General features: G+C 54.7%; 18 protein-coding genes. 15 read left to right on the top strand and 3 right to left on the bottom strand.

Going from position 1 to position 16596, the window contains the following annotated elements; genetic code table 11:
- Positions 1–83: 83 nt before the first annotated feature.
- From glyA to BM205_RS21530, 11 genes are all read left to right on the top strand, one after another.
- The gene (gene glyA / locus BM205_RS21580; protein WP_092416926.1) at positions 84–1331 is read left to right on the top strand and encodes a serine hydroxymethyltransferase; all 1248 of its coding nucleotides are present in this window, start codon (positions 84–86) and stop codon (positions 1329–1331) included.
- A 203-nt stretch (positions 1332–1534) separates the two neighbouring features.
- Positions 1535–2002, top strand: coding sequence for a transcriptional regulator NrdR (nrdR, locus tag BM205_RS21575; protein WP_092416925.1), 468 nt, complete (start codon positions 1535–1537; stop codon positions 2000–2002).
- 147 nt (positions 2003–2149) lie between these two features.
- Positions 2150–2656, top strand: coding sequence for a GspH/FimT family pseudopilin (locus BM205_RS21570; protein WP_175511349.1), 507 nt, complete (start codon positions 2150–2152; stop codon positions 2654–2656).
- Entirely contained in the window at positions 2650–3615 is a 966-nt protein-coding gene (locus tag BM205_RS21565) for a PilW family protein (RefSeq protein ID WP_092416923.1), read from the top strand. The genes BM205_RS21570 and BM205_RS21565 overlap by 7 nt, the downstream gene beginning before the upstream one ends.
- A 135-nt stretch (positions 3616–3750) precedes the next feature.
- Complete coding sequence (ribD, locus tag BM205_RS21560; RefSeq protein WP_092416922.1) at positions 3751–4836, top strand: bifunctional diaminohydroxyphosphoribosylaminopyrimidine deaminase/5-amino-6-(5-phosphoribosylamino)uracil reductase RibD; 1086 nt, start codon at positions 3751–3753, stop codon at positions 4834–4836.
- A 16-nt stretch (positions 4837–4852) separates the two neighbouring features.
- A complete protein-coding gene (locus BM205_RS21555) occupies positions 4853–5479 on the top strand; it encodes a riboflavin synthase (protein ID WP_092416974.1) in 627 nt (208 codons plus the stop codon).
- Between the two features lie 43 nt (positions 5480–5522).
- A complete protein-coding gene (locus BM205_RS21550) occupies positions 5523–6173 on the top strand; it encodes a Pr6Pr family membrane protein (RefSeq protein ID WP_092416921.1) in 651 nt (216 codons plus the stop codon).
- A gap of 143 nt (positions 6174–6316) precedes the next feature.
- A complete protein-coding gene (locus BM205_RS21545; protein WP_175511344.1) occupies positions 6317–6625 on the top strand; it encodes a hypothetical protein in 309 nt (102 codons plus the stop codon).
- A gap of 158 nt (positions 6626–6783) precedes the next feature.
- Positions 6784–7008: a hypothetical protein gene (locus tag BM205_RS21540; RefSeq protein WP_038492120.1), complete on the top strand. Its 225-nt coding sequence runs from the start codon at positions 6784–6786 to the stop codon at positions 7006–7008.
- 194 nt (positions 7009–7202) lie between these two features.
- Positions 7203–8798, top strand: a complete 1596-nt coding sequence (locus tag BM205_RS21535) for a GMC family oxidoreductase (RefSeq protein WP_092416919.1) — start codon at positions 7203–7205, stop codon at positions 8796–8798.
- A gap of 27 nt (positions 8799–8825) precedes the next feature.
- Positions 8826–9380: a GNAT family N-acetyltransferase gene (locus BM205_RS21530; protein ID WP_175511345.1), complete on the top strand. Its 555-nt coding sequence runs from the start codon at positions 8826–8828 to the stop codon at positions 9378–9380.
- Between the two features lie 478 nt (positions 9381–9858).
- Here BM205_RS21530 and BM205_RS21525 read toward each other — a convergent pair whose 3' ends face one another.
- On the bottom strand, positions 9859–10056 hold the full coding sequence (locus BM205_RS21525; protein WP_092416917.1) for a hypothetical protein: 198 nt from the start codon (positions 10054–10056) through the stop codon (positions 9859–9861).
- 90 nt (positions 10057–10146) lie between these two features.
- On the opposite strand from BM205_RS21525, the gene BM205_RS21520 reads away from it, so the two are divergent.
- From BM205_RS21520 to cfa, 3 genes are all read left to right on the top strand, one after another.
- Positions 10147–10995 carry an aldo/keto reductase gene (locus BM205_RS21520; protein ID WP_092416916.1) on the top strand — a complete coding sequence of 283 codons (849 nt, stop codon included), beginning with the start codon at positions 10147–10149 and terminating at the stop codon, positions 10993–10995.
- A gap of 133 nt (positions 10996–11128) precedes the next feature.
- A complete protein-coding gene (locus tag BM205_RS21515) occupies positions 11129–11785 on the top strand; it encodes a LysE family translocator (protein WP_092416915.1) in 657 nt (218 codons plus the stop codon).
- 95 nt (positions 11786–11880) lie between these two features.
- Complete coding sequence (gene cfa, locus BM205_RS21510; RefSeq protein ID WP_092416914.1) at positions 11881–13050, top strand: cyclopropane fatty acyl phospholipid synthase; 1170 nt, start codon at positions 11881–11883, stop codon at positions 13048–13050.
- A gap of 84 nt (positions 13051–13134) precedes the next feature.
- Here the strand turns inward: cfa and BM205_RS21505 are convergent, their stop codons facing one another.
- Positions 13135–14718: a porin gene (locus tag BM205_RS21505; RefSeq protein ID WP_092416913.1), complete on the bottom strand. Its 1584-nt coding sequence runs from the start codon at positions 14716–14718 to the stop codon at positions 13135–13137.
- Positions 14719–15132: 414 nt separating this feature from the next.
- Between BM205_RS21505 and BM205_RS21500 the strand changes: the two genes are divergently transcribed.
- A complete protein-coding gene (locus tag BM205_RS21500; RefSeq protein ID WP_092416973.1) occupies positions 15133–15774 on the top strand; it encodes a LysE family translocator in 642 nt (213 codons plus the stop codon).
- 667 nt (positions 15775–16441) lie between these two features.
- Here the strand turns inward: BM205_RS21500 and BM205_RS21495 are convergent.
- A partial coding sequence (locus tag BM205_RS21495) for an ATP-binding protein (RefSeq protein ID WP_217646077.1) occupies positions 16442–16596 on the bottom strand: 155 nt, incomplete at its 5' end.

The following is a 16596-nucleotide window of genomic DNA, read 5'->3' as shown; positions in this document are numbered from 1 at the left end:
AACGTACGACTGAGGCTGCCGCATTTCCCCAATATTCTGGCCCTCATTCGATTTAGGCTCAACCTTATCGATTGGAGTATCACATGTTCGAAAAAAACCACACTATCGCCAATGTCGATCCAGAATTGTGGAGCGCCATCCAGAAAGAAAACAATCGCCAGCAAGAGCATATCGAGCTGATCGCCTCGGAAAACTACACTTCGCCTGCCGTGATGGAAGCGCAAGGCACGCAGCTGACCAACAAGTACGCTGAAGGTTATCCGGGCAAGCGTTACTACGGCGGTTGCGAATTCGTCGACATCGCCGAACAACTGGCAATCGACCGCGTCAAAGAATTGTTCGGCGCCGAAGCCGCAAACGTTCAGCCGAACTCCGGTTCGCAAGCCAACCAGGGCGTGTTCTTCGCGATGCTCAAGCCAGGCGACACCATCATGGGCATGTCGCTGGCTGAAGGCGGTCACCTGACGCACGGCATGGCATTGAACATGTCGGGCAAGTGGTTCAACGTAGTCTCCTACGGCCTCAACGAAAAAGAAGAAATCGACTACGAAGCGTTTGAACGCCTGGCGCACGAAAAGAAGCCTAAGCTGATCATCGCCGGCGCTTCTGCTTACGCCTTGCGCATCGACTTCGAGCGGATGTCTAAAGTGGCTAAGGCAGTCGGCGCTTACTTCATGGTCGACATGGCGCACTATGCCGGCCTGATCGCCGCCGGTGAATATCCGAACCCGGTGCCGCACGCCGACTTCGTCACTTCGACTACCCATAAATCCCTGCGCGGTCCGCGCGGCGGCATCATCCTGATGAAAGCCGAGTTCGAAAAAGCCATCAATTCGGCGATTTTCCCCGGCATCCAGGGCGGTCCGCTGATGCACGTCATCGCTGGTAAAGCGGTCGCGTTCAAGGAAGCGCTGACGCCTGAATTCAAGGCTTATCAGCAGCAGGTCGTAAAGAATGCCGACGCTCTGGCGAAAGCACTGATCGCACGTGGCTTGCGTATCGTTTCCGGCCGTACCGAATCGCACGTGATGCTGGTTGATTTGCGCGCCAAGAAAATCACCGGCAAGGAAGCCGAAGCGATTCTCGGTGCAGCCCACATGACCTGCAACAAGAACGCCATTCCTAACGATCCGGAAAAGCCATTCGTCACTTCCGGTATCCGTCTCGGCAGCCCGGCGTTCACCACTCGCGGCTTCAAGGAAGCGGAAGCAACCAAGGTCGGTAACCTGATCGCCGATGTGCTCGACAACCCGCATGACGCAGCGACCATCGAACGGGTCAAGGCTGAAGTCAAGAAACTGACTGACGCTTTCCCTGTGTATGCAGCTTGATGCACTGATTGCCGATGGGCTGCAGAGCTTGTCGGTGATTGAATAAAACCATGGGCCCGGCGCAGCTTGAATTCTGCACGGGCCCATGGTCCATCAGTGGTAGTGTGCTTTGCATGAGATAGACGCGAGGCTCCAAAAAGGAATAATGTAGAGATGGAACTGCCGACACTGCCCGCCGCAATAACCTTCGGATTACTGCCATCATGAAATGTCCATTCTGCCAGCATGAAGACACCCAGGTGCTCGATACGCGCGTGTCGGAAGAGGGTGATTCGATTCGCCGCCGGCGCCGTTGCATGCAATGCGACAAGCGTTTCACTACCTTTGAACGGATAGAGCTGGCGATGCCGGTCATCGTCAAGAAAAATGGCAGCCGCACCGATTTCGATCCGCTCAAATTGCGCGCCAGCCTGATGCTGGCCTTGCGCAAGCGCCCGGTATCGGTCGAGGCGCTGGACGAGGCATTGCAGCGTATCAAGGAAAAGCTGCTTTCCAGCGGCGAGCGTGAAGTTCTCTCAGGCCATGTCGGTGAACTGGTCATGCGCGAATTGAAGCGGTTGGACAAGATTGCGTATATCCGTTTCGCCTCGGTCTACAAGAGTTTTGAAGACGTTGCAGAGTTCCAGAACATGATTGAAGAGTTCTCCGGGCCCCCAACTCGCAGGAAGTAGAAAGTAAATGCTTAAAAAGTTAGCGCCGCTCGGATCGGCGCTATTTTTTTGCGAGAATGGTTGTTGAAAATATCACAAAGACAATAACCGGGACCGCTTATGCGTTTGCAGCGCTCGACCAGGCGTGTGTTTGCGCCAGATTCAAGCATGGCTTCAGGCATGACCCTGATCGAGGCCATGATAACGCTGGCGATCATGGCCATCCTGTTGAGCCTGGCTTTGCCCTCTATGCGGGCGTTCGTCATTCAGAACCGGCTATCTGCGGAAACCAGTCAATTCATCGCCGCACTCGCCTTGGTGCGCAGTGAGGCGATCCAGCGGGGGCGCGCAGTGTTGATCTGCCGTAGTGTAGATGCCGATTCTGCCGACGCCATATGCAGTGCCGCGGCCACCCCCAGGCATGCTGCCGGCGACTGGGGCGCCGGTTGGCTGGTGATGGTCGGCGATAGCCGCAAAATATTGCTGCGGCAAGGTGCTCTGAACGACAATACCAGGGCCAACGCCGGCAGGAGGTCGATTACCTATAACGGCACCGGCAACGCCAGCAGCAGTTTCACCAAGGTGGTGTTCAGCCACAACGATGAGTTTGTGCGTACGGTGTGCATCGCCAGTTCCGGCCGGGTCAGCGTCAAGATGGATGGCGGCGAATGCTGATCATTGCTGCCATCTGCAAAAAGCGAGCGTTGCACGCACCATTTCAGTGTGGTCTTTCGCTGGTGGAGTTGCTGGTGGCAATGGCGATTGCTTCCGGCGTCCTGTTGGTGAGCACAACGGTTTATCTTGGCAGTAGCACCAGTTTTCGATTGAGCGAAGATAAGAGACGCCTGTATCAGGATGGCAACTACGCCATGAGGTTGATGGAACGGGATTTGCGGCAAGCGGGGTTTGGCAATCTGGTCACGGCCAGTACCATTGCTGCGGCAGGTGCCGCGGGTACCATGGCGATCACCGATTTTATTCTTGCAGACGGCTCACCGGCGCAAGGTTTGCGAGGCTGCGAGCATGGCTTCGTCAAACCGCTGGCGCCGGGGAAAGATTTCTCGTGTAGCGTAAATCCCGGGATGGCTGGTTTTGAAGTCAGTTACCGGCTGGACGACCATGTTGACCCGGCCAGCGGCGCCGGTGTTGACTGCAATGGCGTGGGAGTTGGCCCGAGCGCAGTGCCGCCCGGCCATCCGGCCTACCGGCTGGCGCCAAATGTCCGCATTGCGCGAAATCTCTTTTTTGTAGCCACGCGTGCAGGCGCCAGTGCCAATTCTTTGTATTGTCAGGGCAATGGCAACAACAGTGCGCAACCGATCCTCAATAATGTCGAAGACATGCAATTGGTGTATGGCGTAGCGGCGCTCAACGATGTTAGCGTCAGTCAGTTCTTGAACGCGACACAGGTCGCAAGTTTATCCACCAGCCAATACCAGAACTGGGGCAGAGTCGTCAGTGTCCGTCTGTGTTTGCTGCTGTCCGGTGAGCGCAATCTTTCCATCGAGCCGCAGCGTTATATCGATTGCAACGGCAACGCCAGACTGGCGAGTGACAGCAAGTTGCGCGCTGTATTCAAGCGGGTCGTCACGCTGCGCAATAGCGCGGCCGCCAGCCTGGTCCCGCCGTCTTGAAATCCGGGTGAAATCCGGGTAATACCCCGCATCGCATTTTAATTAACGGTGGTTCCGGCATATTTTGTACAATCACCGCATATCTTTTACTTATGGCTTCCACATGATCTCCAGGCTTACTTTCAGGCTCAACCCATGACCCAGGCTGAATTGTTGATGTCGCAAGCCTTGCAGCTGGCTGAAAACGGCCAGCTGTCGAGTGCGCCTAATCCCGCCGTCGGCTGCGTGATCGTCAAGGACGGCCAGATTATCGGCAGCGGCTTTACCCAGCCGCCGGGCGGCAACCACGCCGAGATCCAGGCGCTGCAAGACGCCGTCGCCAAAGGCCACGATGCGCGCGGCGCCACCGTCTACGTCACGTTGGAGCCGTGCAGCCATTTCGGCCGCACGCCGCCTTGTGCCGATGCCTTGGTGCGGGCCGGAGTAGCCAAGGTGGTAGCTGCCATGGACGACCCCAATCCGCTGGTTGCGGGACAGGGCAGGGCACGTCTGCAAGCGGCAGGGATAGCGGTCGAGTCGGGCGTTCTGGCGGCACAGGCGCGCGAGTTGAATATTGGATTTTTTACGCGCATGCAAACGGGTAAGCCCTGGGTAAGGCTGAAAGTAGCCGCCAGCCTGGATGGCATGACCGCGCTGCGTAACGGCCAGAGCCAATGGATCACTTCACAGGCAGCACGCGATGATGGCCATATGTGGCGTGCCCGCGCCGGCGCCATCCTGACCGGTATCGGCACGGTGAAGGAAGACAATCCGCAACTGACGGTGCGTACCGTGCAACTTGCACGGCAGCCGTTGCGCGTCATCGTAGACAGTAAATTAAGCATCAGCCCGGATGCAAAAATCCTGGTCGGCGGCGGCAACCTGATTTTCTGCGCCACAGTCGATGCCGAAAAACAGGCGTTACTGGAGCAGCAGGGCACGGAGGTGGTAGTGCTGCCAAACGCCGGCGGCAAGGTCGATTTGCCGCAGGTCATACTCGAACTAGGCAAGCGCCAGATCAATGAGTTGCATGTCGAAGCCGGTTCCAAGCTGAATGCTTCGCTGATCAGGGAACATTGCGTCGACGAATTGCTGGTCTATCTGGCGCCGGCCATCCTGGGCGACGGCCGCGGCATGTTCAGCCTGCCTGCGCTGGAGAATCTGCAGGATAAGGTGACCCTGAAATTTCATCAAATCAAGCAGATTGGCGAGGATTTGCGTATCCTTGCACGATTCCATTAATTTTTATATCACTATCATGTTCACTGGTATCGTCGCTGCCGTCGGCAAAATCACTTCCGTTAAACCGCTTGGTTCCAGCGCCGAGGATGGCGTCAGGCTGAATATCGACGCCGGTGCCTTGTCGCTTGCCGACGTCGCGCTTGGCGATTCGATTGCCTTGAATGGCGCTTGCATGACGGTGGTCGACAAGACCGCCAGCAGCTTTGAAGTCGACGTTTCGCGCGAAAGCCTGAATCGCACCGTCGGCCTCGACGCCAGTGGTGAAGTCAATCTGGAAAAGGCGCTGACCCTGGCTGATCGGCTGGGCGGCCATCTGGTATCCGGCCATGTAGATGGTCTCGGCCTGGTGCAGAAATTCGAGCCGGTGGGCGAGTCCTGGGAACTGGTCATCAAGGCCGCGCGCGATCTCGCCAAATACTTTGCCTATAAAGGTTCGGTAGTGGTCAACGGCGTTTCGCTGACAGTGAACCGGGTCGACGATGTGGCCGACGGCTGCCTGTTTTCGATCAACCTGATTCCCCACACGATCGAAGTGACCGCCTTAAAACATCTGCAGGTTGGCAAGCAAGTCAATCTGGAGGTCGATCTGATTGCACGCTATGTGGAACGCATGTTGAGTGTCGATCAAGGCATTGTTTCCTGAAACATGGCATTAGCGTAGTGCCTCAACACCTCGGAAATCGTCTATGAAAAAAACTATCGAACCGCAATTGTTGCTGTTGCTGATTGCGCTGGTTGCCTGGTGTGCCATTGCCGCGCAATTTTCCATTTCAATTCCTGCCTTGGTAGGCAATGGCATGACTTACGGCGAGGCCGTCTGGCGCATGTTTGGTTTTTTGACGATCCTGACCAATCTCCTGCTGGCGGTTTGCTGCACATCGCTGTTGCTCATGCCGGACTCCGCGCTTGGCCGCTATTTCTCGCGGCCCGGGGTACTGGCCGCGCAGGCCCTGTATATCATCTTTGTCGGCCTGGGCTACAACCTCTTGCTGCGCAACCATGCTCCGTTTACCGGTTTGCATCGGCTCGCGGACGAAGGCTTGCATACTGTCGTTCCGTTGCTGTTTACCTTGTACTGGCTGTTGTTTGCAGTGAAGAACGGCTTGCAGGCAAAAGACAGTCTTTTGTGGCTGATCTACCCGCTAGCCTATTTCCTGATGGCGATGGTGCGTGGCAGCCTTTCGGGGTTTTATCCCTATCCGTTCCTGAATGTCACGGTGTTGGGTTACCCGCGGGTGATGGCTAATGCCGTCATGCTATTGGTGGGGCTTTTCCTGATCGCGCAGGGGCTGATAAAAATCGCGAGATACAAACGCCAGGGCCTGGCCATTGAATAATTTCGCGTTCATGTGTACGAAAAAAGCCACAATTTATGCATTGTGATACATGTTGTTACAGGCCTTACGACTTGTGCATGGCGATGCGTTCCAAAATTAGGTTAAATATAGTCATGTTTAACTTAAAGCCATCGAGAACTGCCATGAAAAAAACCATGCGCGTTGCCCTGCTTGGATTGCTTGCCGTCGGCGTGTTTTCGGCAACTCCGGCATTCGCTGGAGCACACTGGTCGGTGAATATCGGTGTGCCTGCGTATTACCCGCCGCCACCGGTCTATTACAACCCGCCGCCTGTCTATTACGCGCCGCCACCCGTGTATGTGCGGCCGCCGCCGGTCGTGGTGTATGGCGCCCCAGGTTATTACCCACCGTATTATTATGGTCGCCCCGGCTACTGGCGCGGTGGACGCGGCTGGCATGATCGCTACCATGATCGTGACTGGCGCCGTTGATTTGGTCAATGCATTGACCTGATATGTCTTGCAGCCGCAAGTTGTGCCGATGGCCGGCTTGCGGCGTGACTAAAAACAGACACATCGCATTTTACTGTATGTACATACAGTAGTTATGGTACAGTGGACTTCCCTTCAACGAGATTGGAATTGCTGCCATGACGAACTTGGATATTACCTCCGGCTCCCGCTTTGGTATGGAGTCTACCCCTTCCTCAATCCTGATGCGCTTCGGCAAGCGTGAATTGTTCATCTGCCGCGATTTCTACAAACGCCTCTACAGAAGCAATCCCGTGGTCGAATGCAATGCCGGCATCCAGGCTGGACATTTGGAAATACTGCTATTTCGCAAATGGCTGGTAGTCATGTCGAAAGCGCATTGAATCTGCCGCATCATGTTGCGCAATCGCTTGAGTCCGGTTGAATTCGGCTGAATATTTCCCGAAATTGAAACAAATGCTCTAAAACACCGCATGGCGTGATCATCCCGTAACTGTTAAATTTGTCGCCTGGCAGGCTTGTCGATCTGCAACGCATAAATATAACCAAGAGCGGTATCCTGAGCGGGAGACACATAGTGAGCGATGAGTTTGACTTTGTGGTGGTAGGCGGCGGTTCGGCCGGGTGTGTGATGGCGGGTCGCCTGACAGAAGACCCGGAGTTGTCGGTCTGTTTGTTAGAGGCGGGCGGTAGCGGCGACAGTTGGGCTGTAAAGATGCCGGTTGGCGCACTTGCCATGGTGCCGACCAGGCTCAACAACTGGGCCTTCGAAACCGTGCCTCAGGCCGGACTCAACGGCCGCCGCGGTTATCAACCGCGCGGCAAGACACTGGGCGGATCGTCGGCAATCAATGCCATGGTTTATATTCGCGGCCATCGCTCCGATTATGATCATTGGGCCGAGCTCGGTAACAACGGCTGGTCTTTTGACGATGTGCTGCCTTATTTTAAGAAGTCGGAGCATAACGAACGGATTTCCAATGCCTGGCACGGTCAAGACGGTCCCTTATGGGTCAGCGATCTGCGCACCGACAATCCACTCCATCTGCACTATCTGGAAGCTGCACGCCAGGCTGGCTATCCGCTCAGCGAGGATTTCAACGCCGAGCATCAGGAGGGACTGGGTGTTTACCAGGTTACCCAGAAAAACGGCGAACGCTGGAGCGCCGCGCGTGCTTACCTGATGCCGCACATGGGCCAGCGCAGCAACCTGTGCGTGGAAACCAGCGCCTATACGGAACGCCTTATCATCGAACAGGGACGGGTAACCGGCGTGGAAGTCCGGCAGGGCGGCAAGTTGCGTGTGCTGCGCGCCAGGCGCGAGGTGATTCTCTGCGCCGGCGCTTTCCAGTCGCCGCAACTGTTGATGTTGTCGGGCATTGGCGACGGCACCGAGTTGCGCCAGCTGGGCATCCAGGTGCAACATCATTTGCCAGGCGTCGGCAAGAATCTGCAAGACCATCCCGATTTCGTGTTTTGCCATAAATCGGACAGTCTGGATACCTTCGGTATCTCGGCCAGCGGATCGGTCCGCATGCTGAAGGAACTACAGCGTTTCCGCCATGATCGGCGTGGCATGCTGACCAGTAATTTTGCCGAGTGTGGCGGGTTTTTGAAGACCCGGCCCGATTTGCCTGCGCCAAACCTGCAATTGCATTTTGTCATGGCTGGTGTTGAAAATCATGCGCGAACGCTGCGCCTCGGCCACGGCTTTTCCTGCCATGTTTGTTTATTGCGGCCGCAGAGCAAAGGCGATGTCCGCTTACGCAATACCAATCCGCAGGATGCACCGCTGATCGATCCCAGGTTCCTGGATCATCCGCAAGATCTGGAAGACATGGTGGATGCGTTCAAGATGACACGCAAATTGCTGGATGCGCCAGCGCTGGCCAGCTATAGCACACGTGACATGCGCACCGCGGATGTGCAATCTGATGAACAGATACGCACGATATTAAGGACTTATGTCGATACGGTTTATCATCCGGTCGGCACCTGCAAGATGGGCGTCGACCCGACCGCTGTTGTCGATCCGACATTGAAAGTCCATGGTATCCAGGGTTTGCGGGTGGTGGACGCATCGATCATGCCGACGCTAATCGGTGGCAACACCAATGCACCAGCCATCATGATTGCCGAGAAGGCGGTAGATTTCATCCGGCAGGGAAGGTGATGCGAAATGCATAATGGGACAGCAGGAATGGACGTCGATTTGAAACCTGAAGAGACAACATTAATTACCCAGCGCCTGATCCTGGAGCCGCTGCTGGCTGCGCATGCTGCTGCGCTGTTTCCCCATTTTTGCGATCCGGCCCTGTATCCGTTTATACCTCAGGACGCGCCGGCGTCATTGGCGTCTCTGACGGAACGCTATCGCCGGCTCGAAAGCCGCTCCTCTCCGGACGGATCTGAAATCTGGCTGAATTGGGCAGTAAAACTTGCTGGCGACGATGAATATGTTGGCTACGCACAGGCCGGCGTCGAAGCGGTTGGACAGGCGATGCTGGCCTATTTTGTCTTCGGGCCATACCAGCGCCGCGGTTATGCAACAGAAATGTGCATGCGGATCAGGGATCATTTGATGACCGCGTTTGCCGCCGACTCGGTATATGCGCTCATCGATACGCGTAATCAAGCATCTATTGCCCTGGTGGAGCGGTTGGGATTCAAGCGTGAGGCACTGTTACTCAATGCGGATTATTTCAAAAATGCCAATAGCGACGAATATCGCTATCGTTACGCGAAAAACACATAAGCTTACAAGCGGTATCTTTGTATGTGGGTGCAAAACAACGCTATGTTGCGGTGCATGATGACGGTTAAAGTTTTTTGGCTCAGTATCGCTTCACGCAAAAAAGAGTCCATCTCTCTAGAGGTGAGGAGACAGGGAAAGCCCGCATCGTTAAAGATAGCGGGCTTTTTATATTGCGCGGCTGATACGTTAATCGCAGTGATATTCATGAAGCTTATATAAGGAATCAGAAATAACAATTGGCAATAAGTGTCCCGTTTTTATATGCTGCAACGCATCAACACAGTTTATTAATTCGGAGCCCTGCCCATGAACATCATTCAAGCCCTGCCATTACTCGCCGTTGTCGCTGCTTTTGCTTTGCGCTTTTATTTGTCGAAAAAAATCGGCAACGTACAGAAGTAAATTCAGAAAGAAGTTATATCCGGCATACCGATGCCTTAGCGCCGGATCTTTAGTAAATGCCGGATCGTCAGCCGGTTTAGGCCTGAACCAGGCCGCCAACGCCCGATCCGCTGCCAGCCGCTAGCGCCACATCCTCCGCCATATACGCCTCCATATATACCTTCTTCCCGAAGGTATCGTTGTCCCCTCCCACGCCACCAGCGGGTCTGGTGCCTGCCGCTCCGGCAAAGCCATCACCAGCCGAGCCTTGGCTCGCGCAGTCGGAAAAAAACAATGCGCCTGCGCCAAGATCGTGCGTTTCACCGTACCATGTGCTTGCAAAGCGGGTTTATGATTTCTTTTTCTCTTTCAGATTGAATCGACAATGAAAACATTGCTTTTGCCATCCGGTAGCGCAATTCCGGTATTGGGGCAGGGGACCTGGTACATGGGTGAGGACCCGGCTCAGAAAAAGCGAGAGATTGATGCGCTGCGATTAGGCATGGATCTTGGCATGAGCCTGATTGACACGGCAGAGATGTATGCCGACGGCGGCGCCGAAGAAATTGTGGGCAAGGCAATTCAGGGACGGCGTGCCGACGTGTTCCTGGTCAGCAAGGTATATCCGCACAACGCTGATCGACGTGGAATGCAGGCCGCTTGCGAGCGCAGCTTGCGGCGGCTCGGCACCGACTATCTTGATCTCTACCTGCTGCATTGGCGCGGCTCGCTTCCACTGGCGGCAACGCTTGAAGCGTTCGAGTCGCTCAAGAATGCAGGAAAAATACGCGATTTCGGTGTCAGCAATTTCGACAGAAACGATATGCTGGAAGCTAGCGCATTACCCGGTGGTGACCAGATCGCGGCCAACCAGGTGCTTTACAACCTGATGCGGCGCGGTCCCGAATGGGACTTGCTGCCGTGGTGCCGCAAGCACGCCGTGCCTGTGATGGCGTATTCGCCGCTTGAATCTTCCGCAGCCGGGCAGCGACGGTTGTTGAGCAACCCGCACCTGAAGGTGATTGCCCGACGCCATGATGCCAGCCCGGCCCAGATAGCTTTGGCATGGCTGCTACGGCAGGAGCATGTCGTTGCGATTCCAAAGGCGGTCGACCCGGCGCACGTCCGCGAGAATCGCGCATCGCTGGATATCGTACTCACGGCGGAGGATCTGGTGGAGCTTGACCAGGCGTTTGCACCGCCGCTTCGGAGTACTCCGCTCGATATGAGATGAGCGCCAGCCGTCTGCCTGCCAATGAATGATGTGCCAATCGCCGGATTCACGCGTATATTTACCGCAGACCCGTTCGGAAACAGGCTTGAATTATTAGAGCCTGTCAGTTGAAATTCTAAACAGAGAATTTGCCATGTCATTCCAAAACTACTGGCTCTTCGTACCAGCCTGCTTCGCCATAAATATGGCGTTCGGACCGAATAACGTGCTGTCCTTGTCCAACGGCGCGCGCGACGGCATGCGTTACTCCATTCTTGCGGCGTTCGGGCGATTGCTGGCTTTTGCGGTCATGATTGCCATCTCAGGCTTTGGCCTGGGCGCGCTGCTGATTGCGTCCGAAACACTGTTCACGGTATTGAAATTTGCCGGCGCCGCTTACCTGGTATGGCTGGGCATAAAACTGTTCCGTTCTGCTCCGATCGAGCTGGCGAGATCTGCCGACAATGCTGATAACGCTAAAGCTAGCCTCGAACTTCCAGCGGACAAGTTGCGTCGATTGGCCAAGCAGGAGTTCCTGGTAGCGGCGGGAAACCCCAAGGCGATCCTGGTCTTCACCGCGTTCTTTCCCCAATTCGTCGATCGTTCGGCCTATACGACCAGCTTCGTCGTGCTTGGTGCAACGTTCCTGTTGTTTGAACTGATAGCGATCGCCATCTACGCCGCTATCGGCACCAGGCTAGGAACACTCACCAATGCCGGCGGACGATTCCGCTGGTTCAACCGCGCCAGTGGTTCGCTGATGATCGGGTTTGGTCTGCTGCTGGCGTTCTTGCGGCGTCCTGCAAGCTGAGGCCAAACCGTTCTTAGCCGATAACCAACCTGATCACTACGCCGTTTGCATCGAAAAAAACTGTCCCATAACGCTACCTTAGAAGGAAGTATTACATGGATAAAGTGGAAGTCGGCAAGACCATCCCGGCAACATTCGATACGGATGCAAACGCGCCAAAAATCATCCGCCAGCTGTTTGAACATGCGGACATCCGGCTGAACGGCGACCGGCCATGGGATATGCAAATCCACGATCCGATTTTCTTTCAAAAGATGTTTTCGACATGGGAGCTCGGTCTCGGCGAGTCGTATATGGATGGCGACTGGGATTGCGCCAGCCTGGATGAGTTCTTCTTCCGGGTCACCAGCCACGATCTTGAACAAACGGTTGTCGGTCCGGCAAAGATCAAATTTTTCCTGGAAATCCTGCGGCAGAATTTCTTCAACCTGCAAACCAGAAGCCGCGCGTTCCAGGTCGGCGAGCAGCACTACGACATCGGCAACGATCTGTTCGAAAGCATGCTCGATTCGAGCATGATGTATTCCTGCGGCTATTGGCCGCGCGCTAGCAATCTTGAAGAAGCGCAGAGGCATAAGCTGGAATTGATTTGCCAGAAACTGGAATTGAAACCGGGCGAACGCCTGCTGGATATCGGCTGCGGGTGGGGTGGCCTGGCGCGCTATGCCGCTGAAAATTATCAGGTTGAAGTGGTTGGCATCACGATTTCGAAAGAGCAGCAAAAACTCGCACAAGAACGTTGTGCCGGACTACCGGTAAAAATCGAGCTGACCGATTATCGACAGCTTGGCGGGCAATACGACAAGATTGTTTCAGTCGGCATGTTCGAGCACGTTGGCGCAAAAAATTACGCCACTTACTTCGATGTTACGGGAAAACTGCTGGCGCCAGAGGGTTTGTTTCTGTTGCACACCATTGGCAATTACGAGACTGAAAAGAAGCGGGATGTCTGGCTCGACAAGTACATTTTTCCCAACGGCCATCTGCCGTCCGCCAGCGAAATCACGGAGGTGCTGGAAGGGCGTTTTTTGATTGAGGACTGGCACAATTTCGGCCGCGACTACGATCTCACCCTGATGGCCTGGTGGGATAACTTCGAACGGGCATGGCCGCAGCTGTCAGCTAAATACGACGAACGTTTCTATCGCATGTGGAAATATTTCATACTTTCTTCGGCGGGGTTTTTCCGTTCAGGCCAGGGACAACTCTGGCAACTGGTGCTAAGCAAGCGCGGACGCAGCCAGCCTTATCGTTCGGTGCGATAGTTTTTGAAGAAAAAGACGGCTATCTCTGATGAGATAGCCGTCTGCAACTGCAGCAAATCGTTCCAGCCAACTTGCAACTTGTAATCAGAACTTATAGTTCACACCGGCTGATACACCTTGCAAACGCCCCCCCGCATAACAGTTCGGCGCACCCGATGCGATCGTCTGGCCATCGTGGCAATCGGCAGTCACGCCGCGCCCGCCGGCACCGAGGTCGTAGTGGGCTAACGCGTGATTGGCAGTCACCGCATAGTTCGCATACCAGGTGGTTTGCTTGTCGATCTTGTGCTTATACGCCACCGTGTACATATTGGCGGCATTGTCCGGACTGATCGTGCCGATGCCATCGACCGGGCTGGTATTGTGCTGGCCCGGATCGCCCGGACTAGCGTTGGCATGCGCCCAGCCAATGGATAAGCTGTCGTCCGGCGTCAGGTCTTGCGTCAATGCCAGCCAGTAGCCGTTGCGCGAGCGCTCGTTTTGCTCGGCCAGGTAAGCCGGGATATTCCTGCGCATGACCTCGTAGATGGCGCTGACAGTAGTCTTTGTCGGGAACGAATATTGGGCGCCGATCTTGTAAGCGTACTCGTTGCCGACGTCGTTCTGATCGAGCCCGGTCGGATCTGCCAGTGCTTGCGGGGTCCCGGCGACATCGCCGGTGCGGTTGACCCTGGAATGCAGTTCATAAGCCCCGGTCACATACAGCGGCCCATTTTCATAGGAAACGCTGGCGCTGTAGGCGCTACCGTAGCTGCCGTCGTTGCAAGTGATCGCACCGCCGCCGCTACCTGGGATATTGCCGCCGGTGCAGCTGGATTCGCCGCTGGCCTGGATTGAGTTTTCGTAACCGCGGTTTTGGCCCGGCGATATCAGTGCATTAAAACTCCATCCACGCCACTTAGGCGATTCGTACCACAGCGCATGATCAAGACGGGTGCCGAATTCGACGCGGTTGTCGCCGCCCGTATTGCCCATGATGACCGAGTAGTCGCCCCACATGCCGGAGAACGGGTTCATGCGGGCGGTGGAAGTCTTGTAGGGAGCGTCGGTCTTCCCTAGCTTAACCGCGCCCCATCTTGCGTCGGCCAGGCCAAGATAGCTGTTGCGCGAAGTCAGCGCACCTTTGACGGTCGTGTCCTGCGCACTGGTGGAGTTGGACGAGCCGGCAGTAGCGGTGACGTCGATTTGCGTTTCCAGTTGATATACCAGTGACAGGGTATCGTTGACCGGATGTTTGCCGCGTACGCCGACATAGGAAAGGTTGGTAGACAGATCACCTTGCCAGCCGTTCTGTCCAACCGGAGAGACAACCCGGCCGCCGCCCACATCGTTATAGGAATTCTTCAAGCCCTTGGTGCTGCCGTCTAGCGATACATCAAGGTTGCCATAGAATTCAACATCTTTAATCGCCTCGAAAAATTTCCTGGCACGATCGGTTAACGCCTGTGGCATGGCCGATGCCACTTTGGTTGGCGTGGCATCGGCAGGGGCTTCTTGTTTCTCGGATACCTGCTCCAACTTTGTCATCAACGTCTTTACCTGTTGTTCCAAAGCTTCGATGCGGGCGTCGGTTGCCGGATCGGCCAAGGCTGTACCGCAAAGTGTCAGTGAGGGAATCGAAAATGCGACGGCCAGCGCCATTCGCGACGGCTTCAAATTGAAAGTCATAGGGTCTCCATCGTTATAGAATAATTTTAGGTACGACGGTTCAGAGTGCGTCTATTGGTCGGTGCGCGGCGTTGACTTAGCTCAAGTTTTTGAAAAATAAGAACGGCGTGGGGGCAGTTAATTAAAGACCTTGTGGCTAATTTGCCGCAGCACTCCCAGCATTGTTCGACGCTTCTTGTCGGGGTATAAATGCTTTGATAAAAATCCGGTTGATTGAGGGAATTGAATGGAATTTGTTCGATTTGCAGTTACGTCTGAGGGTCCGGTGAGCGCCGTAATCTTCTCTGCAGCCAGGATTGACGGGTAGTGATATCCTGTCGCGTCCGACTCAACGCAGATAACGAAGAATCGCAGTTAAGCTTCCGTCGCAAATTTTTATCGTTTTTTTTATCGTTTTTTTTATTTTTCCCGCTCATGAATTTCCACACCTGGTTTACCTTCTTTGCCGCTTGCTGGCTGATTGCCATTTCTCCCGGCTCCGGCGCAGTATTGTCGATGTCGCATGGCTTGTCGTATGGGGTAAAGAAAACTTCCGCCACCATCGCCGGCTTGCAGTTGGGTCTGTTGCTGATTCTCTTTGTTGCAGGCGCCGGAGTGGGTTCGATCTTGCTGGCTTCCGAGACCATGTTTACGGTAGTCAAGACGATCGGCGCTCTCTATCTGATTTATCTGGGCTTGAGCCAATGGCGGGCCAAGGTGGACGCCGCTGCGCTTCAGCAGCCTGAGCCAGCCATGCATGCGACGCCGCCAACCATGCGCAAGCGCATGCTGTTGGGGTTCATGACCAATGCCACCAATCCCAAGGGGATTATTTTCATGGTGGCGGTCCTGCCGCAATTCATCAGCGGTGAAAGTCCTCTGCTGCCGCAGTTGCTGCTGCTTGCCGCGACCATGTGTACAGTCGATCTGGTGGTGATGCATAGCTACGCCTTTGCCGCGTCGACAATGCAAGGTTATTTTCGCGATGCGCGCGCAGTAAAGAAGCAGAACCGGTTTTTTGGCGGATTGCTGATGGGAGTCGGGACGGCGCTGTTTTTTGTTAAACGCAGTGCCTGATGATTTGGATAAATCACGGTTGCGGGATTGCCGCGCATAAATGCAAAAAAGCCCATCGAATGGATGGGCTTTTTAGTAAATCATGGATATCGCTGTTTCACGACATGAAAATCAAATATTGTGTAACTATTTGATTTTATTGAATTAGTTGGGGTGGCTGATGGGGCTCGAACCCACGACAACAGGAATCACAATCCTGGAAATAGCATATTCCTAAGTGTTGATTAATATGCTGATACCCTCTGTAACCCGCATGAAATATGCGTTTGCCGCAATTTCCCCAAAATTCAATATTTACTAATATTCATGTTTGTTGCTATTATTTGCCTACATGGTGCCTACATGGCGTCTGGGGGAAATGGGCAATATGCGCAAAGAAAATTTCACGATAAAGCTTGTCGATTGCTTTAGGTGCGAAGAGGGTAAGCAACAATCAATCCTGTGGGACGGAAAAGCTCCGGGGTTAGGTTTGCGGGTAACTGCCGTGTCAATGCCGGAGTGAAGATGTACCAAATGGCACGTTAAAAGTGTACCAATCCGGGTTAATAAATAGAGCCGTTCAGGCCCTGGATTTTTCTCTTTTCAATCCACATTTCTATGCAAGGTAGAATTGGGGTGACGGGCGTAGCGCAGCGTAGCCCGTTTCCTCAAGACGTTGTTTTTGCTGTTACGGGTTGGCCCCTCCTTTTTCAGCATTGACGTTTGGTTTGGCATTGCGCTGCTGCCGTTTCTTGCTGGTGGCCAATCGATACGATTCGCCGTTCATCTCCAGGATGTGGACGTGATGGGTGAGCCGGTCGAGCAACGCTCCGGTCAACCGCT

Source organism: Collimonas sp. OK307 (assembly GCF_900113705.1).
Classification (GTDB): Bacteria; Pseudomonadota; Gammaproteobacteria; order Burkholderiales; family Burkholderiaceae_D; genus Collimonas.
This window is presented reverse-complemented; position numbering and strand designations above follow the sequence as displayed.